22 protein-coding genes are annotated in these 24,018 nt (G+C 31.4%); 8 read left to right on the forward strand and 14 right to left on the reverse strand.

Annotated elements, in window-relative coordinates; translation table 11 throughout:
* Nucleotides 1-34 precede the first annotated feature (34 nt).
* Nucleotides 35-793, forward strand: coding sequence for a peroxide stress protein YaaA (gene yaaA / locus QVZ41_RS12085; protein WP_302884852.1), 759 nt, complete (start codon nucleotides 35-37; stop codon nucleotides 791-793).
* Nucleotides 794-809: 16 nt separating this feature from the next.
* Here the strand turns inward: yaaA and QVZ41_RS12090 are convergent, their stop codons facing one another.
* Entirely contained in the window at nucleotides 810-2,234 is a 1,425-nt protein-coding gene (locus QVZ41_RS12090) for an L-serine ammonia-lyase (RefSeq protein WP_302884853.1), read from the reverse strand.
* Between the two features lie 176 nt (nucleotides 2,235-2,410).
* Entirely contained in the window at nucleotides 2,411-3,655 is a 1,245-nt protein-coding gene (locus QVZ41_RS12095) for a porin family protein (protein ID WP_302884854.1), read from the reverse strand.
* Between the two features lie 258 nt (nucleotides 3,656-3,913).
* On the opposite strand from QVZ41_RS12095, the gene dnaK reads away from it, so the two are divergent.
* Nucleotides 3,914-5,809 carry a molecular chaperone DnaK gene (gene dnaK, locus QVZ41_RS12100; RefSeq protein WP_302884855.1) on the forward strand — a complete coding sequence of 632 codons (1,896 nt, stop codon included), beginning with the start codon at nucleotides 3,914-3,916 and terminating at the stop codon, nucleotides 5,807-5,809.
* A 788-nt stretch (nucleotides 5,810-6,597) separates the two neighbouring features.
* On the opposite strand, the gene QVZ41_RS12105 is transcribed toward dnaK, so the two are convergent.
* On the reverse strand, nucleotides 6,598-6,801 hold the full coding sequence (locus tag QVZ41_RS12105) for a hypothetical protein (protein WP_302884856.1): 204 nt from the start codon (nucleotides 6,799-6,801) through the stop codon (nucleotides 6,598-6,600).
* A 33-nt stretch (nucleotides 6,802-6,834) separates the two neighbouring features.
* The gene (locus tag QVZ41_RS12110) at nucleotides 6,835-7,272 is read right to left on the reverse strand and encodes an Hsp20/alpha crystallin family protein (RefSeq protein ID WP_302884857.1); all 438 of its coding nucleotides are present in this window, start codon (nucleotides 7,270-7,272) and stop codon (nucleotides 6,835-6,837) included.
* Nucleotides 7,273-7,434: 162 nt separating this feature from the next.
* Between QVZ41_RS12110 and QVZ41_RS12115 the strand changes: the two genes are divergently transcribed.
* Together QVZ41_RS12115 and QVZ41_RS12120 are read left to right on the forward strand one after the other, a co-directional pair.
* The gene (locus tag QVZ41_RS12115) at nucleotides 7,435-7,857 is read left to right on the forward strand and encodes a secondary thiamine-phosphate synthase enzyme YjbQ (protein ID WP_302884921.1); all 423 of its coding nucleotides are present in this window, start codon (nucleotides 7,435-7,437) and stop codon (nucleotides 7,855-7,857) included.
* 47 nt (nucleotides 7,858-7,904) lie between these two features.
* Nucleotides 7,905-8,288 carry a VOC family protein gene (locus QVZ41_RS12120; RefSeq protein WP_302884858.1) on the forward strand — a complete coding sequence of 128 codons (384 nt, stop codon included), beginning with the start codon at nucleotides 7,905-7,907 and terminating at the stop codon, nucleotides 8,286-8,288.
* 72 nt (nucleotides 8,289-8,360) lie between these two features.
* On the opposite strand, the gene QVZ41_RS12125 is transcribed toward QVZ41_RS12120, so the two are convergent.
* From QVZ41_RS12125 to QVZ41_RS12170, 10 genes are all read right to left on the reverse strand, one after another.
* On the reverse strand, nucleotides 8,361-9,206 hold the full coding sequence (locus QVZ41_RS12125; RefSeq protein ID WP_302884859.1) for an FKBP-type peptidyl-prolyl cis-trans isomerase: 846 nt from the start codon (nucleotides 9,204-9,206) through the stop codon (nucleotides 8,361-8,363).
* A gap of 50 nt (nucleotides 9,207-9,256) precedes the next feature.
* Nucleotides 9,257-9,640, reverse strand: a complete 384-nt coding sequence (locus tag QVZ41_RS12130; protein ID WP_302884860.1) for an alkyl hydroperoxide reductase — start codon at nucleotides 9,638-9,640, stop codon at nucleotides 9,257-9,259.
* A gap of 1 nt (nucleotide 9,641) precedes the next feature.
* The gene (locus tag QVZ41_RS12135; protein WP_302884861.1) at nucleotides 9,642-10,925 is read right to left on the reverse strand and encodes a cryptochrome/photolyase family protein; all 1,284 of its coding nucleotides are present in this window, start codon (nucleotides 10,923-10,925) and stop codon (nucleotides 9,642-9,644) included.
* Nucleotides 10,912-11,601, reverse strand: coding sequence for a lycopene cyclase domain-containing protein (locus QVZ41_RS12140; RefSeq protein WP_302884862.1), 690 nt, complete (start codon nucleotides 11,599-11,601; stop codon nucleotides 10,912-10,914). The genes QVZ41_RS12135 and QVZ41_RS12140 overlap by 14 nt, the downstream gene beginning before the upstream one ends.
* Nucleotides 11,601-12,059 (reverse strand): sterol desaturase family protein, encoded by a 459-nt coding sequence (locus QVZ41_RS12145; RefSeq protein ID WP_302884863.1) that lies wholly within the window; start codon nucleotides 12,057-12,059, stop codon nucleotides 11,601-11,603. Before QVZ41_RS12145 ends, QVZ41_RS12140 begins: the two co-directional genes overlap by 1 nt.
* On the reverse strand, nucleotides 12,052-12,522 hold the full coding sequence (locus QVZ41_RS12150; protein WP_302884864.1) for a hypothetical protein: 471 nt from the start codon (nucleotides 12,520-12,522) through the stop codon (nucleotides 12,052-12,054). The genes QVZ41_RS12145 and QVZ41_RS12150 overlap by 8 nt, the downstream gene beginning before the upstream one ends.
* A gap of 2 nt (nucleotides 12,523-12,524) precedes the next feature.
* Nucleotides 12,525-13,361: a phytoene/squalene synthase family protein gene (locus tag QVZ41_RS12155; RefSeq protein WP_302884865.1), complete on the reverse strand. Its 837-nt coding sequence runs from the start codon at nucleotides 13,359-13,361 to the stop codon at nucleotides 12,525-12,527.
* Between the two features lie 2 nt (nucleotides 13,362-13,363).
* Nucleotides 13,364-14,827: a phytoene desaturase family protein gene (locus tag QVZ41_RS12160; RefSeq protein WP_302884866.1), complete on the reverse strand. Its 1,464-nt coding sequence runs from the start codon at nucleotides 14,825-14,827 to the stop codon at nucleotides 13,364-13,366.
* 148 nt (nucleotides 14,828-14,975) lie between these two features.
* Entirely contained in the window at nucleotides 14,976-15,824 is an 849-nt protein-coding gene (locus tag QVZ41_RS12165) for a LytR/AlgR family response regulator transcription factor (RefSeq protein WP_302884867.1), read from the reverse strand.
* A 39-nt stretch (nucleotides 15,825-15,863) separates the two neighbouring features.
* Complete coding sequence (locus tag QVZ41_RS12170) at nucleotides 15,864-16,763, reverse strand: lysophospholipid acyltransferase family protein (RefSeq protein WP_302884868.1); 900 nt, start codon at nucleotides 16,761-16,763, stop codon at nucleotides 15,864-15,866.
* A 61-nt stretch (nucleotides 16,764-16,824) separates the two neighbouring features.
* On the opposite strand from QVZ41_RS12170, the gene QVZ41_RS12175 reads away from it, so the two are divergent.
* The 4 genes from QVZ41_RS12175 (at nucleotide 16,825) to QVZ41_RS12190 (ending at nucleotide 23,966) form a co-directional block, all read left to right on the forward strand.
* The gene (locus QVZ41_RS12175) at nucleotides 16,825-17,469 is read left to right on the forward strand and encodes a rhomboid family intramembrane serine protease (RefSeq protein ID WP_302884869.1); all 645 of its coding nucleotides are present in this window, start codon (nucleotides 16,825-16,827) and stop codon (nucleotides 17,467-17,469) included.
* A gap of 71 nt (nucleotides 17,470-17,540) precedes the next feature.
* Nucleotides 17,541-19,199, forward strand: coding sequence for a SulP family inorganic anion transporter (locus tag QVZ41_RS12180; protein ID WP_302884870.1), 1,659 nt, complete (start codon nucleotides 17,541-17,543; stop codon nucleotides 19,197-19,199).
* A gap of 222 nt (nucleotides 19,200-19,421) precedes the next feature.
* Complete coding sequence (locus QVZ41_RS12185; protein WP_302884871.1) at nucleotides 19,422-21,038, forward strand: family 43 glycosylhydrolase; 1,617 nt, start codon at nucleotides 19,422-19,424, stop codon at nucleotides 21,036-21,038.
* A gap of 36 nt (nucleotides 21,039-21,074) precedes the next feature.
* Nucleotides 21,075-23,966 (forward strand): glycosyl hydrolase 115 family protein, encoded by a 2,892-nt coding sequence (locus tag QVZ41_RS12190; protein WP_302884872.1) that lies wholly within the window; start codon nucleotides 21,075-21,077, stop codon nucleotides 23,964-23,966.
* Nucleotides 23,967-24,018 lie beyond the last annotated feature (52 nt).

Here is a 24,018-nt window from a genome sequence, read left to right on the forward strand (position 1 = left end):
TTAAATTCGTTCATAATTAAAAAACTTAAGAAACATGAAAATTGTAGTATCACCAGCAAAATCATTAGACTTTGAATCAAAAGTTCCTACAAAAGAGTTTACTCAAGGAGTTTTTTTAAAAGAAGCAGAAAAACTAAATAAAGTATTAAAAAATAAATCACCCAAAGATTTAGGAGACTTGATGAAAATTTCTGAAAAGTTGAGTGATTTAAACTGGCAACGAAATCAGGAGTGGACTTTACCGTTTACACCAGAGAATGCACGTCAGGCAGTATTTGCTTTTAATGGTGATGTGTATTCAGGATTAGATGCCTATACTTTAAAAGAAGAACAAATAACTGTGTTGCAAGATAAGCTAAGAATATTATCTGGTCAGTATGGAATTTTAAAACCCTTAGATTTAATGCAACCTTACCGATTGGAAATGGGAACCAAATTAAAAGTAGGGATCAAAAATAATTTGTACGAGTTTTGGGGAGATAGTGTTACTAATAAACTAAATGATGAATTAACAGAGGACGATATTTTTATCAATTTGGCAAGTAATGAATATTACAAAGTAGTGAAACCAAAATTATTAAAAGTACCAGTAATCACTCCAGAGTTTAAAGATTATAAAGATGGTAAATTAAAAATTATTTCTTTTTATGCTAAAAAGGCCAGAGGACTCATGGTTCGTTATATTATAGATCACAACATTAGTACTGTAGAAGGATTAAAAGGATTTAATTACGAAGGTTATGCTTTTGATGCTAATTTATCAACCGAAACAGATTTGATTTTTACGAGGTAAGATTTTTTTAAAATGTTTAGCAATCTGCTAAATTAACAGTAATTGCTAGGCCTCCTTCTGATGTTTCTTTGTAATTACGATTCATATCTTTTGCTGTTTCCCACATGGTATCAATAACTTTGTCTAAAGGAACTTTAGTGTTTTTTGGATCACAGTCTAAGGCCAATTCAGCAGCGTTAATTGCTTTAATAGCTCCCATTGTATTTCTTTCTATACAAGGAATTTGAACCAGTCCACCAATAGGATCACAAGTTAATCCTAAATGATGTTCCATTGCAATTTCTGCTGCCACCAAACATTGAGATGCAGTTCCACCAAGTAATTCAGTTAAGGCTGCTGCTGCCATTGCACAAGAAACCCCAATTTCTGCTTGACAACCTCCCATAGCAGCTGAGATGGTAGCATTTTTTTTAAAGATACTTCCAATTTCAGCAGCCGTTAGCAAGAATTTTTTAATTTCTTGAAAACCAGCTTCGTGATTTTCAATCACTAAATAATACATCAATACAGCAGGAATTACTCCAGCGCTTCCATTTGTTGGAGCGGTTACCACTCTACCTAAAGAAGCATTTACTTCATTTACAGATAAAGCAAAACAACTTACCCATTTTAAAATTTCCCTAAATTTAACCTCTGTACTTCTAATTGCGGTAATCCATTCTTTTGGGTTTTTATAATTGGTATCTTTAATTAATTTATTGTGAGTATTTAAAGCTCTTCGTTTTACATTTAATCCACCAGGGAGAATTCCATCTGTATGACAACCAATGTACATGCTTTCTAACATTGTATCCCATATTCTATGTAATTCATAGTCAATTTCCTCCGCAGATCTTAAAGCTAGTTCATTTTGTAAAACAATGTCAGAAATTAATTGATGATCACGTTTACAATATTCCTCCAGATCCTTAGCTCGGTTAACTGGGTATGGAAAGTTTTGTTTAGATATTTTTATAATTTTATCTAATGGATCTTCTTCTTGCACAATAAAACCACCACCAATAGAGTAGTAAGTTTCTTGTGATATAATTTTTTTATGGTTGTAAGCAGTAAATGTTAAGCCGTTGGAATGAAATGGTAAGAAATTTTTATTAAAAATAATTGTGTTTTCATCATAAGGAACTTGATGTGAATTGTTCAGTTTTAAGATACAATTCTCTTGAATATTTGAAATAATAGCTTTTATAGAGTCTATTGGAATAAATTCAGGATCTGTTCCGTTTAAACCTAATAAAATAGCTAAATCTGTAGCATGTCCTTTTCCTGTTAAAGACAATGAACCATAGAGATTTACGTCAATATGTGTAACAGAATCCTTTATGCTATCTATATTTAATTTTTTTATCCAAAGTTGTGCGGCACGCCAAGGACCAAGAGTATGTGAGCTTGAAGGGCCAACACCAATCTTTAACATATCAAAAACACTAATAAATTGAGACATATTTTAGTTTTTGGTTAAAGTATAAAAATTGTTGAAATAAAGCTTTTTTTTAGAGTAAAATAAAGCAATTAAATTATTAATATAAGATTATGTTATTTAGGAGATTTTACTATTAAGATTAGTGAAATATTGCTACAGAAAATAGTGATATTCATTTAAATATATTTACTTTTTTATTAAAATATAGTATAACCTAATATCAAAGAGATAGTGTTGTATTTAGTACCTTTAATTCTCTCATCTCTAAATAAATCTCGAGGACTGTAATATCTGGCTTCTATGCTTAGTTTGTTATTGTATTTATAACCTAAGCCCAAAGAATAATTATAATTTTTACTAGTAATATCTATATTTCGATATATGCTAATTTCTTCAACAATGATTCTTGAATTTTTAAAATTATAATCAAATATTAAAGCAGCATTAAAAAACAATTTTGACTTTTTATTTAAAAAGTAGTAGTACCTAAAACCAATAGGGATTTCTATGGATTTATAATCTACATCAGTTTTATATGTTTTATTTGTAGAGTATTTAGACACATACTCATCCGTAGATTTTTTCTTAAAATATTGATAAGTAGGTTCAATAGTAATTGCCCATTTGTTATTGTAAAAAGGCATGATAAATTCAAACTCTACTCCATATCTTAGTTTTGATGATTTCCCAGCATCAATATCATTATAAACTGTAGAAGAAAATGGATTGTTTGTAATGACAAGTGAGGAATAATCTATTCCAGTTTTAAATGTCAAATTGAATAAATCACGTTTTATTAAGTTGTTAAAAACAGTAAAATCTTGTCCTTTACTTTTATTGTACTGAACAAACTTTTTAATCAGGGATTTTTCATTGTATTTAAGATTCAACGTATTCGTAATGGTGATGTTTTCACTTTTTAAATCCTCATAAATTTGTTTTCTAAAATCATTATTCTCTTTAACAATTGGAATATTGTCATGTGTTTTATATTCTTTAAAAATGAGTTGTTTGATTTCATTGTTGTTCACTTGATAAAAAAAGCGAATAAAATTTCTTTTTTCATACGCATATAAATTAGCATTACCTTTAATTAATACTTTTAAAAAAAGTGTTTCTTTCACAAATTCAGGTTCTCTAACATAGCCTAACTTATCTATAAATAAGCTAGATTTATCAATATTAACAGTCGCTCTAATGTATTTTGAAATGTTAATTATTTCAAACTCTTTAACATCCTCAATCGCTACATTTTTTTCTTCAGATTTCTCCGTTAGTTTATAGGTAAATTCAGTAGGATTGTATTTCCAATCCATGTCCTTAATCAAACAGTCTACTTTATGATTGCTGTTGTCAATAAAATATCCTTTTTGGAATTGATCTTGAGCAACGGAGCAAATACTTACAAGGCATAATAATATTAGTAGTATTTCTTTTTTCATAGTAAGCAATTTTTTAGTGTCAAATATACATTTATTTATAAATTACCTTTATAGACTTTCATTGAGTAATCACGCAGTCTAATGTTTTGTTCGTAGGCTTTTAAGCTATTTTAATTTATTTTATTTTATTCTTTTGTATTCTATCTCTGTCAACCTGTCACTTCTTTCTGACAATTTGTAGTTTGGCAGGGCATGGCACACATATTGACTAATCCTTAGTGTAAAATTGAATCAACAACTTATTTAAATAATATAATTATGAGTAAAATTATCGGAATTGACTTAGGAACTACTAACTCTTGTGTTTCTGTAATGGAAGGAAATGATCCAGTAGTAATTCCTAATGCTGAAGGAAAAAGAACAACTCCATCTATCGTTGCCTTTGTTGAAGGAGGAGAGCGTAAAGTAGGAGACCCTGCAAAAAGACAAGCAGTAACAAACCCAACTAAAACCATTGCTTCTGTAAAGCGTTTTATGGGTAATAAGTTTTCTGAATGTGCTGATGAAATTTCAAGAGTTCCATATAAAGTAGTAAAAGGAGATAACGATACACCACGTATTGATATTGATGGACGTTTGTATACACCTCAAGAAGTTTCTGCAATGACCTTGCAAAAAATGAAAAAAACTGCTGAAGACTATTTAGGTCAAACAGTAACAGAAGCTGTTATTACAGTTCCTGCTTATTTTAATGATGCACAACGTCAAGCAACAAAAGAAGCTGGTGAGATTGCAGGATTAAAAGTTCAACGTATTATTAACGAGCCTACTGCTGCTGCATTGGCTTATGGTATTGATAAAAAAGGAAAAGATCAAAAAATTGCTGTTTACGATTTAGGAGGAGGTACTTTTGATATTTCTATCTTAGAAATTGGAGATGGAGTTTTTGAAGTATTGTCTACAAACGGAGATACTCACTTAGGAGGAGATAACTTTGACGAAGTGATTATTGACTGGTTAGCTGATGAATTTAACGCTGCTGAGCAGATTGATTTACGTAAAGACCCTATGGCTTTACAACGTTTAAAAGAAGCTGCTGAAAAAGCAAAAGTAGAATTGTCATCTTCTTCTCAAACAGAAATCAACTTACCATACGTAACGGCAACGGCAAGCGGACCTAAGCACTTGGTACAAACCTTAAGTCGTTCTAAGTTTGAACAATTGGCTGCTGATTTGGTAGTTCGTTCAATGGAACCAGTAAGAAAAGCGTTAAAAGATGCAGATTTAGATACTTCTGATATTGATGAAGTTATCTTAGTTGGAGGGTCTACTCGTATTCCTGTCATTCAACAAGAAGTTAAAAAGTTCTTTGGAAAAGAGCCTAACAAAGGAGTAAACCCAGATGAGGTAGTAGCCATTGGAGCTGCTATTCAAGGTGGAGTTTTGGCTGGAGATGTTAAAGATGTATTGTTATTAGACGTTACACCTTTGTCTTTAGGTATTGAGACTATGGGGAACGTGTTTACTAAGTTAATTGAAGCGAATACAACTATTCCAACAAAAAAATCTCAAGTATTCTCTACTGCTGTAGACAACCAACCATCTGTAGATATTCACGTATTACAAGGAGAAAGAGCGATGGCTGCGGACAACAAAACTATTGGACGTTTCCAATTAACTGATATTCCACCAGCACAAAGAGGTACTCCACAAATTGAAGTAACTTTTGATATTGATGCTAACGGAATTATTAAAGTTTCTGCTGTAGATAAAGCAACTAACAAATCTCAAGAAATTAAGATTGAAGCTTCTTCAGGATTGTCAGAAGAAGAAATTGCTAAAATGAAAGCAGATGCAGAAGCAAATGCAGAAGCTGATGCAAAAGCAAAAGAAAATGCAGAAAAGTTAAACACTGCCGATCAAATGATTTTCCAAACAGAAAAGCAATTGAAAGAAGTAGAAGTGAAACTTCCTGAAGATAAAAAAGCTCCTATTGACGCTGCTTTAACTGAATTAAAAGCTGCACACGCTGCTAAAAACATCGAAGGAATTGATCCTGCTATTGAAAAGTTAAATACAGCCTTACAAGGTGCTGCTGCAGAATTTCAAGCAGCTGCTCAAGGTAATGCTGCTGGAGCGCAACAAGAAGAGCCTGCAACTGCATCTAACGGAGGAGACGATGTAGAAGATGTAGACTTTGAAGAAGTAAAATAATTAGGAAGTCACAATTACGAATGTGTAATTGTTGAGTATACACAAAAACCGTTTCAGGAAACTGAAACGGTTTTTTGTTTTTGTAAGATTGGTATGTGTGGTTGGGAACATGTTATATCCGTACCCACTACTTTGTGGGTTGGTCTGTTGTTTTGTTTTTTATAAAAATACCCAATTAAAGGCATGATTGAAAGGGATACTTATGCACAAATGCTAAAAGTTCTTCACAAATAAAATTTTAGAAGGAGGTTGGGGAATAAAGCTGTTCTCGATACTTCTTTTGCTTTCGTTGTCACTGCAGTAAAAGAAACTCGAACTGACATTGTTGTTGGGGGGTGAGAGTTTTGTTTCTTTATGAGGTTTTGGTAGATAAAAAAATGTAGTAGGGCAGTAGAGTGCACTAACTATGAGCAGGTGTTAGGCCATCGTAATTTTTTTCACTAAATGAGATTGTTCAGATCTTGTTTTCCAATTATAGCCATAATTTCAACAACGTTACTATGATTTATTCTATAATAAATACTATCGATGTAAATTTATATTAATAAAAGGTTTCTAACAAACAATGTAATTTAAAATGTTTATTTTCAGATTGTTGTTTTTATAAAAACACCTAATTAAAAGCATGGATAAAAGATTTTTATAAAAATAAAGAGCTTGTCTGAAAAGTATTAGAAAACGTCATTCTGAATTTAGTTCAGCATCACACCATGCTTTTAAATAGTAGTGATGAGAAACTGAAACAAGTTTAGTTTGACAAAATTTAACTTTTCAGACAGCCCTTTTTTTTAAGAAGCTAGTTGATATTTATAATTGTTTAAAGTAGCCTCAATAATTGTATGATATTCTTTAAACTGTTCTTGTGATAACCAATTTTTTAATTCTACTATTTCAGGCGGAGTTAACCACTTTTTAGATTTCATCAATTCTTTTATAAATAAATTTTTGTGGTTTACTACCTGACTTAATACTTGTTTTTGTAATTCTACCATAGCTTATAAAATTAAAATACACGTTTAAAAAGGTTATTTAACTTCTATGAGTTTTACAGGTTTTGGTTTTACTTCTTCTTTTTTAGGAATAAATATTTTTAATATTCCATCATCATAATTGGCCTCAATTTTTTCTTGTTCAATACTTTCTGTTAAATTAAAAGACCTGCTAAAAGATTGATAACTATATTCTTTTACTGTATAATTATCTTTTTCTGAGTTTTCTTTTTTTTCTTCTTTTTCAGAAGAAATTGTTAATTTACCATTGTCCACTTCAATTTTAAAATCATCTTTTTTAAAACCAGGAACAGCCATTTCTATAGAAAATCCATCATGGTTTTCAGATATATTTACTAATGGAATAGAGGTGTTTGTTTTTGAAAAATGTTTGCTTGAACTATTTAACATATCGTAGTTAAAAAAACGATCAAACAAGTCAGGGTACGAATTTGAAAATTTTACTAAAGACATAATATTAAATTTTAAGTTAAACAATATTTACTTTATCAAATTCAAAGGATGTGCCAAACCATAAAACTGAAAAAATGACATAACTAACTGTCTTGTAGTTGTTCATGTTTTTTTGAGTGCTAGAGATTTAGAATTATATTAGCCATGACAAATCATATCAATATGACATTTTATCAAAAAGAAATTCAGTTAAAATCTCGTAAAAGAGGATATCATTTAATTACTGATGAAATAGTGAGTGCTATTCCAGAAATTAAAAATATTAAAGTAGGACAGTTACAAGTGTTTATCAAACATACTTCAGCAAGTTTAACGATTAATGAAAATGCAGATCCAACGGTTAGATTAGACTTTGAATCCCACATCAATAAAATGATTCCTGAAGACATGCCTTATTATCAACATGATTATGAAGGAAGTGACGACATGCCAGCTCATATTAAAGCCTCTATGTTAGGTTGTTCTGTACAAATTCCGATTACCAATGGAGAATTGAATTTGGGAATTTGGCAAGGTATTTACCTAGGTGAACACAGAAATTATGGAGGGAGTAGGAGGGTTGTTGTTACTGCTTTTGGAAACTAGTGTAATAAAAAAATAAGTTAGATATTTGACTCTTAAAAAATAAAATCATGTTTACATTTTCGTTCAATCACGTGGCACTTTCTGTTAAAGATGTAGATCATTCTGCAGCGTTTTATATGAAAGTATTAAAACTGGAGGAGATTGAAAATACCGCTTCAACTTCTAAAACAAGGTGGTTCTCTTTGGGAGAAGGAAAACAACTTCATTTGATTCCTAGACCCAATGCGGAAATAAAAACCAACAAAGCTGTTCATTTTGCTTTGGCAATAAAAGATATAGAGCCTTTTATAGCCCACTTAAAATTAATGAATATTGATTACGCAGATTGGTTAGGCACTCCAAGTAAAGGTTATGTAAGAAATGATGGTATTCAACAATTTTATTTCCAAGATCCAGATGGTTATTGGATAGAAATCAATGAAGCATTCTAAAAATGGATTGTTTTTCAATAAAAAAACGCTTCAGAATATGCTGAAGCGTTTTTTTGTTTGTTCTATGGTTATTTAATTTATAGAAATTAAATCAATATCGAAGATTAAAACAGATCCACCTGGGATTCCTCTGTAATAGTTATTACCATATCCTAGTTTGGATGGAATGAGTAGTTTTCCTTTACCTCCTACTTTAAAATAAGGAATTCCTAAAGTCCATCCTTCAATGACTCCTTTTAAATCAAAGGTAACTCCAGAGACACTACTTTCGTCAAAAACAGTTCCATTTGTAAAGGTTCCTTTATAAGCTACGGTAACATTATCTGTTTCTTCAGGAGTTTCACCTGTTCCTTCTTCCTCCATAATATAATAAAGACCAGATTCTGTTTTTACAGCAGATTCTGTCAATTGTTTATCAGCTAGGTAATCTTGAATTTCAGCATCGTTAGCAAGGTCTATGTTGGCATAAACATCAAGAAGTTCAATGTTAAATACAATAACAGATCCTGCCGGAATGTTGTTGTAATCACTGCTTCCATAACCTAATCTTGATGGAATGAATATTTTACCTGATCCTCCTGGTTTTAGAAGACTAATTCCTTTTGCTAACCCACCAATTAAGTTTTCTATTGTTAAATAAGATCCATTATCATTACTTTCTGAAAAAGTATTTCCATTCAGCACAGAAGCACTGTAGTTTACTTTAACAACATCTGAAATTATAGGATTGTCTCCTGTTCCTTCGGTTTCTATCTTGTAATAAATTCCACTAGGATCTTTTGTAGCATTTATATTGTTTTCAGCAAGGTAATTTAAAATTTCTTGCTCATTTTCTCTTGTGTAATCTTTTGGTCCATCATCTTTTAAACAAGAGGTTAAGAGAAATAAAGTGGTAATAGCTAAAAATATTTTTTTCATATTTTTTTTATTAAATTTTAAGGAAAGTAAAGATATAATAATTATTGTACTTAGCTTAACTTCCAATGTTGTTGTGTATGTACTTTGTAAAGAATATAACCAAAAGGAATCCACCAAAGAATGTCGTTGAATAAGACTGTGTAGAAAAATTCAAAAGGAACAATTCCTTCTAGATAATTTCCTAAAAAACCAACAGGACCAAAAACTTTTCCTAAGGCACCCACAGCAACTACAGGCCAATGTTTTAAGGGGTTGTAGGATGCCCACCAATAGCCTAAACCATACACACCTACAATCATTCCAACCCCTTGCCAAATCATGGGGAGGTTTAAACGTTCCATTCCTACAAGATCAAAGAATTGATTTGGAAATAAAACGACCCAAGTTCCCCAGAGAATATTGTATACGGCTGCAACTTTTAAAATGATTTTCATATTAATTATTTAAAGCTTCTTTGTAAGTGTTAATAGCTCTTTCTCTTGCAAATTTATGTTCTACTATAGGTTTTGGGTAAGTTAGCTCCTCTAATTCAGGAACCCATTTTTTGATATATTTTAAATTCTTGTCGAATTTTTGAATTTGAGTGGTAGGGTTAAATACTCTAAAATAAGGTGCTGCATCGCAACCAGTTCCGGCTGCCCATTGCCAATTTCCGTTGTTGGCAGACAAATCATAGTCTAATAATTTTTCGGCAAAATAAGCTTCTCCCCATTGCCAATCAATCAGTAAATGCTTGCATAAAAAACCAGCAGTAATCATTCTTACTCTGTTGTGCATGTGTCCTGTGGCGTTAAGTTCTCTCATTCCTGCATCTACCATAGGATATCCTGTTTGTCCGTTACACCATTTCTTAAATTCCTCTTCATTATTTCTCCAAGGAATGGCATCATATTTAGGTTTAAAGTTTTTGTTTTTAACTTGTGGGAAGTGAAATAGAATTTGCATAAAAAATTCTCTCCAAATCAATTCACTTAAATAAACATCACTTTGTTTAGGCAAGTCTAAAATCACTTGTCTTACACTTAAAGTTCCAAAACGTAAATGAGGCCCAATATGCGTGGTGTGATCTATGGCAGGATAATCTCTGTTATCTCCATAATCAGCAATTTTTTTAGGATTAAATTCAGGTACTTTTATGGTTGATGTTTCAAAACCAATGTCTTGTAAAGAAGGAAAATTTACAGATTGTTTGATGAAATTTTGAAAAGAACACTCTTTTGTTTGTAAAGAGATGTTTTTAAACGCAGCGAGCCATTTGTTTTTGTATGGCGTATAAACGGTGTAAGGTTTACCATCGTCTTTTACAATTTCTTTTTCTTCAAAAATAACTTGGTCTTTGTGTCTGTAAAACTCAGCATGGTTTTCTTTTGCCAATTTGTAAACATTTCTGTCCCTTTCTAAGGCATAAGGTTCATAATCTTTGTTGGTAAAAATAGCATTGATGTGATAGTCTTTAAAAAGCTGTTCCCAAACTTCAATAGGTTTTCCTTTTAAAATTAATAAGCTACTTTGATGTTGATTTAGTTCTTTATCTATTTTAGTCAAACACTCATGAATAAAACTCACTCTAGCATCATTTTTAGGTAAATGTGTTAAAATTTCCTCATCAAAAATAAAAATTGGGAGTACAGGAATATCTTCTGCTAAAGCTTTGTTTAAAGCAGTATTATCGAACAATCGTAAATCTCTTCTAAACCAAAATACATTAATTTTTTGCATTTGCTTTTTCTTTAAAATATTGATGGAAGTAAATGTTTCCAAAAATTAATAACATGCCATAGAAAGTATCTTCTACGGGAATGGTAAACATTCTAATTCCTAAATTTTGAGCGTTGTTGTACCAAACAATGGGTGCTTCTAAAAAACTACCTGTTAAGATTCCGTTACTTGCAAAGAAAAAAGGTAAAATGGTTACAAACGTAAGGTAGTAGTAATACAGATTTGTTTTTGTTTTTTTAAGATATAATAAGAAAACACCTAAAAATAAAAATGTTAAAAAGGTGTACCATTTGTTGTAATTTAAAATACTTAACCCTAATAAAAATAGCGCTAAAAAAGTATTGATTTTTACAATTCTAGCATTGTTTTTTCTGTTGGGAAGTAAATATTGAAAAGCAAAATAGGTAAAAGAACAAGCATAAGGAATACAGATAAAAAACAAAATTTCTTCCATAGGTAAATGGCCTACATAAATACCTGTTAAATAATCTGGATTGAATCCCCAAAAACCTAATTGGGTAAAAATTTCATCCCAAATCAAAAAGAAAATTCCTACCAGTAAACAACTCAAACCAAAATATTTCCACTCTTTATAAAAGGCATGTTTTTGATAAAAACTAAATAAAAAAGGGATGATAAGGCATCCTATATCTATGATTAAATAGGTGTAGTGCATTAAAAATATTGTTTAAAATATTTAATAGGAACGTATAACATTCCAAAACACTCCCCATCTTCTTTTCCTAAGTGTTTATGATGTACTTTGTGAGCTTTTCTTAAGGATTTGATATAAGGATTTTGAATGTTTTTAAACAAATCAAAACGTTGATGTATGATGATGTCGTGTACTAAAAAATAGGCCATTCCATAAAATAAAATTCCCAAACCAATAAAAAACAAATAATTAAGTTCTGGACGAATTCCAAAGTAAAATAAAGCGATGCTAGGAATGGCAAAAATGACAAAGAAGGCATCGTTTTTTTCAAATACTCCTTGGTATTTTGGTTGGTGATGGTCTTCGTGCAAATACCACAAAAAACCATGCATTACAAATTTATGGGTGCACCAAGTAATACACTCCATTAAAAGAAAAGTTCCTAGTGTTACAGCTAAGTATATTAATATATTATTCATGTTTCATTTTTTGAATGTGATTTAAAATCACTTTTTGGTATTCTTTATCAAGATCACTTTTTGTGATGTTTTTTTGAATGTAATCGTAGTCTTCTTTAATATTCTCATGATATCCTAAAAATTTGGGAGCCATTTTTTGAGTTAACCATCTAATATATTTGGCTTCAATGTTGTTAGGGTGCTCTTTGATGAAACTCTCGAGCATTTTTTTTCCTTTGTTAAAGTTAGATAACTTCTCTAAAGGAGACCAAACAAATTCAGCTTTTCTCATGGTTGCTGCTGCATAATACGGAGTGATTTTATCACAATCATATTTTTTACAAATGGCAATCATTTCTGCTAATTCCTCTTTGTTATTTACTCCTGCTTGAAAGATGTCTCTAATTTCATTCAAATGGTCACAATTATCATTAGGATGGTAGCTATTTATAGAAATTAATAAGGCAATAAAAAGTGTTTTCATAGTTAAACCAATCTTAAAGAGTACTTTGTATAAGCTCTCATTAAAATTAACACTTTTGTTGGATTTGACACTCTAATTCTCTCATTCATTATTTGCTCACTGGTCGTTTCTTTTAATTTTTTTAACAGTTTTAAATAGTATTTGTAAGCCAAATAAACTCCTAATTTACTTTCGATAGGTAATTTTTGAACGCCAATATAAGCCTCTTTAAAATCCTGTTCAATTTCATTGATAATTGTCTGTTTGGTCTGAGCATCCATCGGTAAAGAAGTCAAGTTAGGAAAATAAGACCTGTCTAAACCTTCTAAATCATCTTTTAAATCTCTTAAAAAATTTACTTTTTGAAAAGCAGAACCCAGCTTCATAGCATAAGGTTTTAGCTCTTGATACTTTTCTTCATTATTGTTTACAAAAACTCGCAAGCACATCAATCCTACCACATCGGCAGAACCATAAATATACTCTTCATAATCTTGTTGAGAAATATAGGTGGTTTGAGATAAATCACGTCTCATACTTTTTAAAAATGATTTTACAAATGGTTGTAAATCATATTTGTGCACCACTTCTTGAAAAGCATTTAAAACAGGATTTAAACTAATTCTTCTTTCTAAAGCTTTATGATATTCCTCTTCAAATTCATCTAACAATTCTTTTTGCGGATACTCTAAAAAAGTATCAACAATTTCATCCGCATAACGCACAAAACCATAGATAGCGTAAATAGCTGGACGAATGGTTGGTTTAAAAAGCATAATACCTAATGAAAAGGAGGTACTATATCTTTTTGTAATGATCTTACTGCATTCATAACTGGTACTATCAAATAATGCTTTCATGGTTATTTGTTTTTGTAGATTAATTCACTTACAATTTCACCGGAAATAATAGCAGGAGGCACTCCAGGTCCAGGAACTGTTAGTTGTCCGGTAAAGTATAAGTTACTAATTTTTTTGCTCTTTAATTTTGGTCTTAAAATATGGGTTTGCAATAAGGTGTTTGCTAGTCCATAAGCATTTCCTTTGTATGAGTTAAACTGTTCCTTAAAATCGTTTACACAATAACTTTCTTTAAAAGTTACGAAAGGAGCAATGCTTTGGTTTGTTATTTTTTCCAATCGTTTTATAATGATGTTAAAATAATGCTCTCTAATTTCTGGTGTATCTTCTATGCCTGGAGCAATAGGAATTAAAAACGTTCCAGCTTCTTTTCCTTTGGGAGCAAAATAGTCATCGGTAATGCTAGGAAAACTTGCATAGAATAATGGTTTTTCTGGCCAAGTAAGGGTGTCGTAAATAGATTTTGCATGTTCGCTAAAATCAGTATCAAAAAACAAAGTATGATGTGATACGTTTGCTATTTTTTTATCAAAAGCGACATAAAACAATAGGGCAGAAGGGGCAAATGTTTTGCTGTTCCAATATTTCTCTGAGTATTGTCTGTATTTTTTTGGAAGTAAAGTTTCTGTAAAATGATAATCTGCTCCACTTAACAAAACATCACATGTATAAGTATCGTTTAAGGTAGCTACAGAAGTTACTTTGTTGTCTTGTAGGTTAATGTTGGTAATGTTTTCTTCGCAAAGAATTTCTACACCTAGTTCTTCTGCTAAGTTTGCCATTCCCACCGCTACCTGATGCATTCCTTTGTTAGGGTGCCAAGTTCCTAATTTTAAATCGGCATAATTCATAAAATTATAAAATCCTGGTGTTGTTTCTGGTTTGGCACCTAGGAACAAGACCGGAAATTCAAGAATTTGTTTTAATTCAGGATGTTTGATGTATTTGGCTACTTGTGATTTGATGTTGCTAAAAAAAGCTCCTACTTTTAAAGCCGTTTTTGGGGTGATGATTTCAAAAATATTTTCTCCAGGTTGATAGACCAAATCTTTGATGGCTAAATGATAATTTTCTTCAGCATCTGCAATAAAGGATTTTAATTTTTTTCCGCTTCCTTTTTCTTTGTCTTCAAAAGTTTTAACAATAGTATCGAAGTTAGCGGCAATACAAATTGAATTCATCACGCCAGCATATACTTCGTATCCAGGATCTAATTTTGTTATTTGATAATATTGATTTGTGGTTTTACCAAAATCATTAAAAAATTTATCAAACACATCGGGCATCCAATAAAAAGTTGGCCCCATATCAAACACAAAACCATCTTTATGTAATTGTTGCGCTCTACCCCCAACATGTTTGTTTTTTTCAAGAATGGTAACATCGTAACCCATTTTAGCTAAGTAGCAACTAGCCGAAAGAGAGGAAAACCCAGCTCCAATTATTACGATTTTTTTCTTTTCCATTTTTTGTTTGCGATTTTGTTATGAATTTACACAAACAATATTACAAATAGAAAAAACATGAAACCTAAATATGTGGTGTAATGGTTTTATTTGTGATGATTGGGAAGCCTCCTATTGCGAAAAGTAACGGCTTATGGGTGTTTTGGAATTAGGAAATGATTTGTTCTTTTGGAAAAGAACGAGAAACCGGAATGATTTCTTTTACATTTTTAAGAGTTACTTGCAAGGCTCTAGCATTTCCTTCTACTTTTAAAACTTCACTTTTGTTGATGATAAAAGAGCGATGACATCTGATAAATTCAGGATACACAGAAAGAATATCTGCTACTTTTTTTAAGGTGATTCTCATCAATATCTTTTTAGGCTTTCCGTCTAACAAATAAACAATAGTGGTGTAGTTGTTGTTAGATTGTGCATATAAAAAACTATCAATGTCGATGGTTAAAGAATCTTCTTTGATGTTGTCAGAATTAATCGTAACAGTTTCTTTTTTTTCCTTTCTAATTTGTTCTACAATTTTATCAGGAGTTACTTTAAGTTTTGTTTGTAAGTATTTTTCTATCATAAAAATGATGAAAAGAACGGGAAATATTCCAATAGAAAACACCCTAAACATAAATTTTAGATAAGAAAAAGAAGGCATGTAGCTATCTATGTATGAAACATGATAGAAATAGTTAATGGTGGTAATGATTAAAAAAGTAATCAACAAAAAAGTAGCTTCTTTTTGTACTGTCCAGTTTCTTACATTAAAATAAATAGGAAATATTTTAGGAAGTATAAAGTAACTAATATAAAGGCTAAAGCTTACCAAAACACCATAACCTACAATTAATAAGGGACTGTGATGAATGACTTTGTCTATTCCAAATGGTCTAAAAACAAATAGAAATAAAAACGTAAAAAGACCTACACCTATTGTCATTGATAGTTTTACAGGAGTACTATCAATCATGTAATAGGGTTTTTTCAGCCAGGCTTTAAAGTCTTGAATCATTACTTTTTTTTATGAATGTGAAGGTACTAAAAAAAGCTTCTAATTGTTTTGCAATACAGGAGCTTTTCCCATATGTTTAAAACGATTGTGAGTCCAAAAATAAATATCCGGATTGTCAGAAATATCCTTCTCTAGCTTTTTTAAATAAATATCTGTTAAAGGATAGTCACTCGTAGCGGTTTCTGGAATGTCCATTTTTTCAAAAGTAATTTCATAATGACCACGTTTAGGCATTTCAATATGCATGTAAATGACATTAAATTGAAAACGTTTGGCTAACATTTCTGCTCCTGTGTGAATAGGAACTACATGTCCAAAAAACGGAGCCCAGTAATGTGTTTTACTCACTTGTGGAGATTGATCACTTAACAAACCGTACATTGATTGAACGTTGTTTTTGTAATTAGTAAGTATTTGCGGAATGGTGTCTTGTGTTGGAATAAAAACAGAACCAAATCTACCTCTGTTTTCTCTTACATAAGTATTAAAATATTTGTTTTCTAATTCCTTAAATGCTCCATAACATTTGATGCTTGTGTGGTGGTTGATGTTAAAAAGCCACTCCCAATTTCCATGATGCGCTCCTAATAAAATGACACTTTTTCCAGAGGCTTCCAGTTCTCTAAAAATTTCTGGATTCATATATTTATAACGTTTGTCTATTTCTTTTTGAGCAATACCAAACCCTTTTAGCATTTCAATAAAAATATCAACAAAATGTTTGAAAGAATTTTTTTCTATTTCTAGTCTTTCTTCAGCCGTTTTTTCTGGAAAACAAAGGACTAAATTCTTTCTAACCGTCTTTTTTCTATATCCAATAATGTAATAAACCAAATAATATATCAGATTTGATATTCCATATAAAAACCAAAGAGGTAACTTTGAAAATAAAAATATAACAGGATATATAAGTAAAAAGATAATTCGTTCTTTATTCATTTTATAAAAAATAGGAATTACAAATATCGAATATATATCGGACATAAATAAATGGAACTACATGAATTTAATAGTAATAGGCTTAATAGTAGCCAATGTGATTATGAGCTTACAAGGATTTAAAGATCTTGTTTTTTTTAATAAGTATAAATTCAACGTGTTAAGTGTACAAAGAGGAGAAAAGTATAGAATGATTACTTCTGGGTTTCTACATGCAGATTATATTCACTTAGGGTTTAATATGTATGCCTTGTATATATTTTCTAACACCGTTTTGTATTTTTTTAACCCTTTACAATATTTAGGAATCTATGTATTGAGTTTGTTAGCAGGGAATTATTTGTCACTGGTTTTAAATAAAAATAATGCTTATTATTCAGCGGTAGGGGCTTCTGGAGCCGTTACAGGAATTGTATATGCTAGTATTGTTTTGTTTCCTGAAATGAAGTTGTCTTTATTTCTATTACCTATTGCCATACCAGGATATGTATTTGGAATAGGATATTTGTTTTATTCCATGTATGGTATGAAAAATCAATTAGGAAATATAGGTCACAGTGCACATATTGGTGGAGCCATTGCTGGGTATGTGGCTACCATTTTAATGATGCCAAGTGTTTTGCAAACGGGAACTTTACAGGTTGTTTTATTGGCTATTCCTATTGTGGTCTTGTTAGTTATGCAAAAAAGGAATCTTTTTCAATAGGGTATTTAACGTATTCATATTTGGTATAGCTCATATATAAACCCTATTTTTGCGGCGTTAAAAACAAAACTATGACTAAATACTTTAAACAATTTACCACAAATCCTAAAAACGATATTTTAGCAGGGATGACTGTTTCTTTAGCGATGATTCCCGAAGTTGTTGCTTTTGCTTTTGTGGCACAAATAGATCCATTGGTTGCTTTGTCAGGAGCTTTTATTATTGGTTTGATTACGGCTGTTTTTGGAGGAAGACCTGGTTTGATTTCAGGAGCTGCTGGAGCTGTGGCAGTTATTTTTGTGCACATGATTCAAGAAGGACATACCAAAGGAATGTTGTTTGATAATCCTATAGATAATATGGGATATTTCTATTTGTTGGCTGCGGTTATTTTAATGGGGATTTTTCAAATATTTGCTGGAGTCTTTAAATTAGGACGTTTTGTGCGTTTAATTCCCTACCCAGTAATGCTTGGTTTTGTAAACGGATTGGCTATTGTGATTTTTTGGGCACAGGTAAAAATGTTTACTCATAAAACTTTAGAATTTTCTGCAGATGGCGTAAAAAATTACGTTTCAGAATTTATGTCTGGAACAGAATTATATATCATGATGGGATTGGTAGGGTTAACCATGGCGATTATTTTTTTACTACCAAAGTTGACTAAAAAATTACCAGCATCTTTAACCGCTATTTTAGTGGTAACTATTATTGTTATTGTTTCAGGATTAGAGGTGTCTACTGTTGGATCTTATATTAGAGAAGGTGGTGGAGCAGGTTTAAAAGGAGAATTTCCAACACCAAACATGGAGTTATGGCAAAATTTACCTTTTAATTTAGATACGTTTACGTTTATTTTACCTTTTGCTTTTTTAGCGGCATCTGTAGGATTGATAGAGTCTTTAATGACCATGAATTTGGTGGATGAATTGACAGATACCAGAGGAGATGGAAACCGTGAATGTATTGCACAAGGCGTTGGAAATATTACCAGTGGACTTTTAGGAGGAACTGGTGGTTGTGGAATGATTGGTCAAACTGTAATTAATATCAATGCAAAAGGTAGAGGACGTTTGTCTGGAGTCATGATGGCTTTAACTTTATTGTCTTTTATTTTATTTGCAGATAAATATATTGAACAAGTGCCTATTGCTGCTTTGGTAGGAGTAATGTTTGTGATGGTAATAGAAACTTTTGCATGGTCTAGTATTCGTATTTTAAGAAAAATACCAAGAGCCGATGCTTTTGTATTGGTAGCTGTTTCTGCCATTACCGTTGTGTTTGATTTGGCGATTGCTGTTTTTGCAGGAGTAATTATTTCAGCCTTGGTGTTTGCATGGGAAAATGCCATTAGAATTCGTGCAAGAAAAAGAATGAAAGATGGAACTTTGACTTATGAAATATGGGGGCCTTTGTTTTTTGGTTCAGTCAATGTATTTAATGAAAAGTTTGATCCTAAGAATGACCCACAATATGTGGAGATAGATTTTATAGAATCTCGTATTAGCGATCATTCAGGTTTAGAAGCAGTAAAAAATATAGTTCAAAAATATGATGAACTTGGAAAAGAAATCAAATTAAGACACCTGAGTAAAGATTGTAAAATATTGTTAAAAACAGCAGATCCTAAATTTGCCAAAATGATTGTTGATGACATTGACGATCCAAGATATCATTTGGTAGAAGATCCAGAAAAATTTAAAAAAGGATTGTACGATACTGTTGAGTAAACAATGCAGAAAACATATATTATGTAAAAAAGAGGTTCACTTAAAAAGTAAACCTCTTTTTCTTTTTATAATTAACAATTATTTTAAAAGCAAGATAGTACAGTATGGGATAATTAAATATGTTTACTTATTTAGGCTCAGTTTTGACAGATAAATTTAGAATATATCAACTCAAGGAGTAGATCAAATCAAATAAGCAAACTTTAATTAAATATAACATTTATGAACATCATCAATACGGTTAAGAGTATAATTTTACAACTTGTTTTTTTATGTGTCTGTTTGTTGTTTTCAAATCATGTAAAAGCACAATTTCATAACATTAAAAATGATATCTTTTGGGACACCAAAGACGGAAAACCTATTTATAGTCAGGGTGGAGGAATTTTTACATTTAAAGACCCTAGTGCTGGTGTAGAAAAATATTATTGGTACGGTGTGCATTATAAAGGAGCTGAATTGTACAGAGAAAATCCAGCCATTACTCAAGAAAGAACTAATTTTTTAGATGTAAGTTGTTATACTTCTACAGATTTGGTGAATTGGACCATGGAAGAACCAGTGCTTACCAGAGCAGAGATTGATGAAAATTTCCCTAGAACAGGTTGGGTAGGAAGACTAGGCGTTGCTTATGTAAAAGAGCTTAAAAAATATGCCATGTTTGTGCAACACAACGATCAGGTGCTTATTACGGTAGCAGATAAACCTACGGGACCTTTTAAATGGCATCAGCGAATTAGCATGAAAGAAACCATTGGAACTAGTAACACAGGAGATCAAACCGTGTTTACTGATGAAGATACTGGAATCTCTTATTTGGTGTATTCTTATGGACAAGGAAGAAATAAAATTTATATATCAGAAATAGGTGTAAAAAACGGAAAAGTTGATTTGTTAGACTGTACTCAAGTGTTTAAAGGTCGTGGAAGAGAAGGAAACTGTATGTTTAAATATCAAGGAAAATATTATTTATATGCCTCTAATTTATACGGATGGGATTCTTCTTATGCCTATTATTTAGTAGCAGATGATATTCGTGGTCCTTATACGCCAACCAATAAAATGTTGATTACTCAAGGGAGTATGGAAGACTATGCTCATATTACGCAAACAGGATTTTTTGTAAATGTAAAAGGAAGTAAACAAGAAACTGTTGTTTATTGTGGAGACCGATGGGCAGATTTTGCAGGAAATGGATTGGGATATAATCAATGGTGTCCTTTATCTTTTGAAGGAGAAGTACCTTATTTTAACTCTTTAAATTCTTGGAAGCTTAATGAGAGTACTGGAGAATGGAAAGTAGCAAGTGATAATAATTATGTGAAAAATCCAAGTTTTGAAGCCGATCGTAGACATATTCCAAGTCCGGTAAAACCAATTAAAGAACAATTATTGGCTTGGCATTCTAAAGTGTTAGAAGGAAATGTAATTGTGGTAGCAGATAAAGATACTCCTGTTTTAAATTATTTTAATACAGAAGCAGATAGAAAGCATGTTATAGGAGAAAAAAGTTTAAATATTACTGATGCGATCAGTTTTAAAAGAAAGGTGTTCCAAATTATTGAGTCTAGTCCTTATGTAAAGTTAAAAGATGGTAAATATCATTTAACAGCTAAAATTAAAAGTAGCGGAACTTTTCAGAAGTTAGAAATGTATGCAGAAAGTGGTGTTGATAAAAAAACACATCCAATAAATACTCATAAGAATCAGTGGAAAACCGTTGAAATAAAAAATGTACCTGTGGTCAACGGAAAAGTAGAAATAGGTTTTGTAGTATATGGTGATGCAGAGGCTCACTGTTGGGTAGACGATGTTTCATTTGTGAATGCTCAAAATTAAACGTAACAATAGAATAAAATAATTTTAAAATATTATATGAGATATTTTTTTCAGGGTTTAACATTATTAATCTTTAGTACAACTGTTATTGCGTGCGGTAGCAATACAAAATATAAGGCAACTACCGCTGGTTTTGAAATTTATAAGGATCAAAATAAAGCAGCAATTTTATACGATTCTAAAGGAGATGATTTAGATTCTATAGTAGCTTATCTTTTGTCTGATGATATTTTTAAGGTGACGGGATATCAACCAAAAGTACATACAGATTATAAAAATGTAGAAGGGAATGTAATTGTTATTGGATCGCTTCAATCAGAACTGATGGCCGCGTTTATCAATAAAAAAACAATCAATACTCCCTTTATAAATCAGTCAGAAAGTTATTTGTATAAAACAGTAGAAAATCCTTCTAAAAAAATAAAAAAAGCTTTTATAATTGCGGGTACCGATGCTAGAGGAACTGCTTTTGGAGTGTTCGATTTATCTAAAAAAATAGGAGTTTCTCCATGGAATTGGTGGGCTGATGTTCCTGCAAAAAAAAGTAACAAATTGGTTTTAAATCAGCCTGAGTTCTATAGTAAAGAGCCTTCTGTATCTTATAGAGGGATTTTTATTAACGATGAAGATTGGGGATTACAACCTTGGGCAAAATACAACTATGAACCAGAAACAGGAGATATAGGACCTAAAACCTATGCCAAAGTTTTTGAACTTTTATTACGTTTAAAAGCCAATACCATTTGGCCAGCCATGCATCCAAGTACCAAGGCATTTTTCCACTATCCTGGGAATAGAAAAATGGCAGAGTTGTATCATATTGCTTTAGGGTCTTCACATGCAGAGCCAATGTTACGTAATAATGTTGATGAATGGGATGAACATAAAAATGGTCGTTTTAACTATAAAACCAATAAAGAAAATGTTTTTAAGTACTGGGAAGATAGGGTAAAAGAAGCCAAAGATATTGATGGTGTTTATACTATTGGAATGCGTGGGGTGCACGATAGTGGTATGGAAGGTGTTAAGTCTAAAGACGAAGCTGTAGCAGTGTTAACAAATGTGATTACAGACCAAAGAGCAATGTTAAAAAAACACATCAATCCAGATGTAACAAAGGTTCCTCAAGCTTTTACTGTGTACAAAGAAGTGTTGGATTTGTACAAAAATGGATTAGAAGTTCCCGAAGATATTACCTTGGTTTGGACGGACGATAATTACGGATATATTAGATCTTTAAGTAATGAAGAAGAACAAAAACGTGTTGGTGGAGGTGGTGTGTATTACCATGCATCTTATTGGGGGAGACCTCATGATTATTTATGGCTAAGTAGTACCAATCCGTATTTAATTCACGAAGAAATGATGAAAGCCTACGAGTTAAATAACAAAGAAATTTGGATTCTAAACGTAGGAGATATCAAGCCAGCGGAATACAATATGCAGCTGTTTATGGATATGGCTTATGATGCTGAAAGTTTTAAAAACCCTTTAGCTGTAAAAAAACATCAAGAATCTTTTTTTAATGAAAATTTTAATGAAGAATTAGGAACTGAAATGGCAGATATCAAACAAAAATATTATCAATTAGCTTTTGAAAGAAAACCTGAGTTTATGGGATGGAGTCAAACAGAAAAAACGACCCCTATTTATAAAACAGACTATAATGCACTAAGCAATGGAGATGAGATTCAACAACGTATTGATGCTTATATTTCTTTAGAAAAACGAGTGGATTTGGTTGAAGAAAAGTTGCCAGAAGAAATGAAAAGTGCTTTTTTTCAATTGGTAGCTTATCCGGTAAAAGGAGCAGTGAATATGAATAAAAAGTTTATGTACAAAGACAAAGCTTTAACGTATGCAGTGCAATCAAGAAAAAGTGCTTATCAATATAAAAAAATGGCAAATCAATCTTATCAAAATATAGTAGTGCTTACCAAAAAATACAATACCATTTCTAATGGAAAATGGAATGGAATGATGGATATGAAGCCAAGGAGATTACCCGTATACGACAATCCTGAAATAGATCTTTCTACAATAAATGATAAAGCCTTGGTGGGGATTTCTGTAGAAGATACCTTAACTGTTAAAGGAGTTGATTATTTACCTACTTTTTATGCAAATGACAAAGCGACTTATTTTGTAGATGTTTTCTTAAAGAATGCTAATCATGCAGATTGGAGTATTAATCAATTACCAAAATGGTTACGTGCAAGTCAGAAAACAGGAGTTTTAAATGATCAAAAAACTGAAGATCGTATTTTGTTTTCAATAAACTGGGGAGCTTGGAAACAAGCAGGAAGTCCAAAGAATGGAGAAATAAAAATAGAGGTAGGAGAATTGAGTAAAAATATTAAGTTACTGGTGTCTGATAGTTATCAAAATATATCATCATCTGGTATTGTAGAGAAAAATAATTTGGCTTTGGTGTATGCAGAAAACTTTGTTGCTAATAATTCATCAAGCGATCAATCATGGAAGGTCTCTAAAGGATTAGGTCATAGTCAAGCTGTAGTACAAGTTTCTCTATTAGAAAAAACATCGAACTCTAAGTTAGAAAATGGAGCTGTTTTAACATATGAATTTTTTACAGAAACGATTACAGATGATGCTACTTTGCAGTTGGTGGCAATTCCAACACATCCTTTAACTACTGATGGAAAAGTACGTATTGGGGTACAATGGAATGATGAACCAGTTAAAATAGTAGATTTTAAAACTTACGGAAGAAGTTCTGAATGGAAACAAAACGTATTGAGAAATAAAGCTAGAAAAAATTTAAACGTCTCTTTAAAAAAGAAAGGAAAACAGACTTTAAAAATTTATGCTATTGATACAGGGGTATTGTTAGATTATATGATGTTAAATACTAAAGAATCTAAATTTCCATATCATTTAGGAGCAGAAACGATTATAAGTCGATAAAAAAATCAAAATAAAAAGCTATATAAGCATTAGCAAATTGTAAATATTCTAT

Source organism: Wenyingzhuangia gilva, assembly GCF_030519655.1.
In the GTDB taxonomy this organism is placed as follows: domain Bacteria; phylum Bacteroidota; class Bacteroidia; order Flavobacteriales; family Flavobacteriaceae; genus Wenyingzhuangia; species Wenyingzhuangia gilva.

Coding starts and splice junctions, on each gene's coding strand:
- yaaA (WP_302884852.1), top strand. CDS start 35: ATGAAAATTGTAGTATCACCAGCAAAATCATTAGACTTTGAATCAAAA.
- QVZ41_RS12090 (WP_302884853.1), bottom strand. CDS start 2,234: ATGTCTCAATTTATTAGTGTTTTTGATATGTTAAAGATTGGTGTTGGC.
- QVZ41_RS12095 (WP_302884854.1), bottom strand. CDS start 3,655: ATGAAAAAAGAAATACTACTAATATTATTATGCCTTGTAAGTATTTGC.
- dnaK (WP_302884855.1), top strand. CDS start 3,914: ATGAGTAAAATTATCGGAATTGACTTAGGAACTACTAACTCTTGTGTT.
- QVZ41_RS12105 (WP_302884856.1), bottom strand. CDS start 6,801: ATGGTAGAATTACAAAAACAAGTATTAAGTCAGGTAGTAAACCACAAA.
- QVZ41_RS12110 (WP_302884857.1), bottom strand. CDS start 7,272: ATGTCTTTAGTAAAATTTTCAAATTCGTACCCTGACTTGTTTGATCGT.
- QVZ41_RS12115 (WP_302884921.1), top strand. CDS start 7,435: ATGACATTTTATCAAAAAGAAATTCAGTTAAAATCTCGTAAAAGAGGA.
- QVZ41_RS12120 (WP_302884858.1), top strand. CDS start 7,905: ATGTTTACATTTTCGTTCAATCACGTGGCACTTTCTGTTAAAGATGTA.
- QVZ41_RS12125 (WP_302884859.1), bottom strand. CDS start 9,206: ATGAAAAAAATATTTTTAGCTATTACCACTTTATTTCTCTTAACCTCT.
- QVZ41_RS12130 (WP_302884860.1), bottom strand. CDS start 9,640: ATGAAAATCATTTTAAAAGTTGCAGCCGTATACAATATTCTCTGGGGA.
- QVZ41_RS12135 (WP_302884861.1), bottom strand. CDS start 10,925: ATGCAAAAAATTAATGTATTTTGGTTTAGAAGAGATTTACGATTGTTC.
- QVZ41_RS12140 (WP_302884862.1), bottom strand. CDS start 11,601: ATGCACTACACCTATTTAATCATAGATATAGGATGCCTTATCATCCCT.
- QVZ41_RS12145 (WP_302884863.1), bottom strand. CDS start 12,059: ATGAATAATATATTAATATACTTAGCTGTAACACTAGGAACTTTTCTT.
- QVZ41_RS12150 (WP_302884864.1), bottom strand. CDS start 12,522: ATGAAAACACTTTTTATTGCCTTATTAATTTCTATAAATAGCTACCAT.
- QVZ41_RS12155 (WP_302884865.1), bottom strand. CDS start 13,361: ATGAAAGCATTATTTGATAGTACCAGTTATGAATGCAGTAAGATCATT.
- QVZ41_RS12160 (WP_302884866.1), bottom strand. CDS start 14,827: ATGGAAAAGAAAAAAATCGTAATAATTGGAGCTGGGTTTTCCTCTCTT.
- QVZ41_RS12165 (WP_302884867.1), bottom strand. CDS start 15,824: ATGATTCAAGACTTTAAAGCCTGGCTGAAAAAACCCTATTACATGATT.
- QVZ41_RS12170 (WP_302884868.1), bottom strand. CDS start 16,763: ATGAATAAAGAACGAATTATCTTTTTACTTATATATCCTGTTATATTT.
- QVZ41_RS12175 (WP_302884869.1), top strand. CDS start 16,825: ATGAATTTAATAGTAATAGGCTTAATAGTAGCCAATGTGATTATGAGC.
- QVZ41_RS12180 (WP_302884870.1), top strand. CDS start 17,541: ATGACTAAATACTTTAAACAATTTACCACAAATCCTAAAAACGATATT.
- QVZ41_RS12185 (WP_302884871.1), top strand. CDS start 19,422: ATGAACATCATCAATACGGTTAAGAGTATAATTTTACAACTTGTTTTT.
- QVZ41_RS12190 (WP_302884872.1), top strand. CDS start 21,075: ATGAGATATTTTTTTCAGGGTTTAACATTATTAATCTTTAGTACAACT.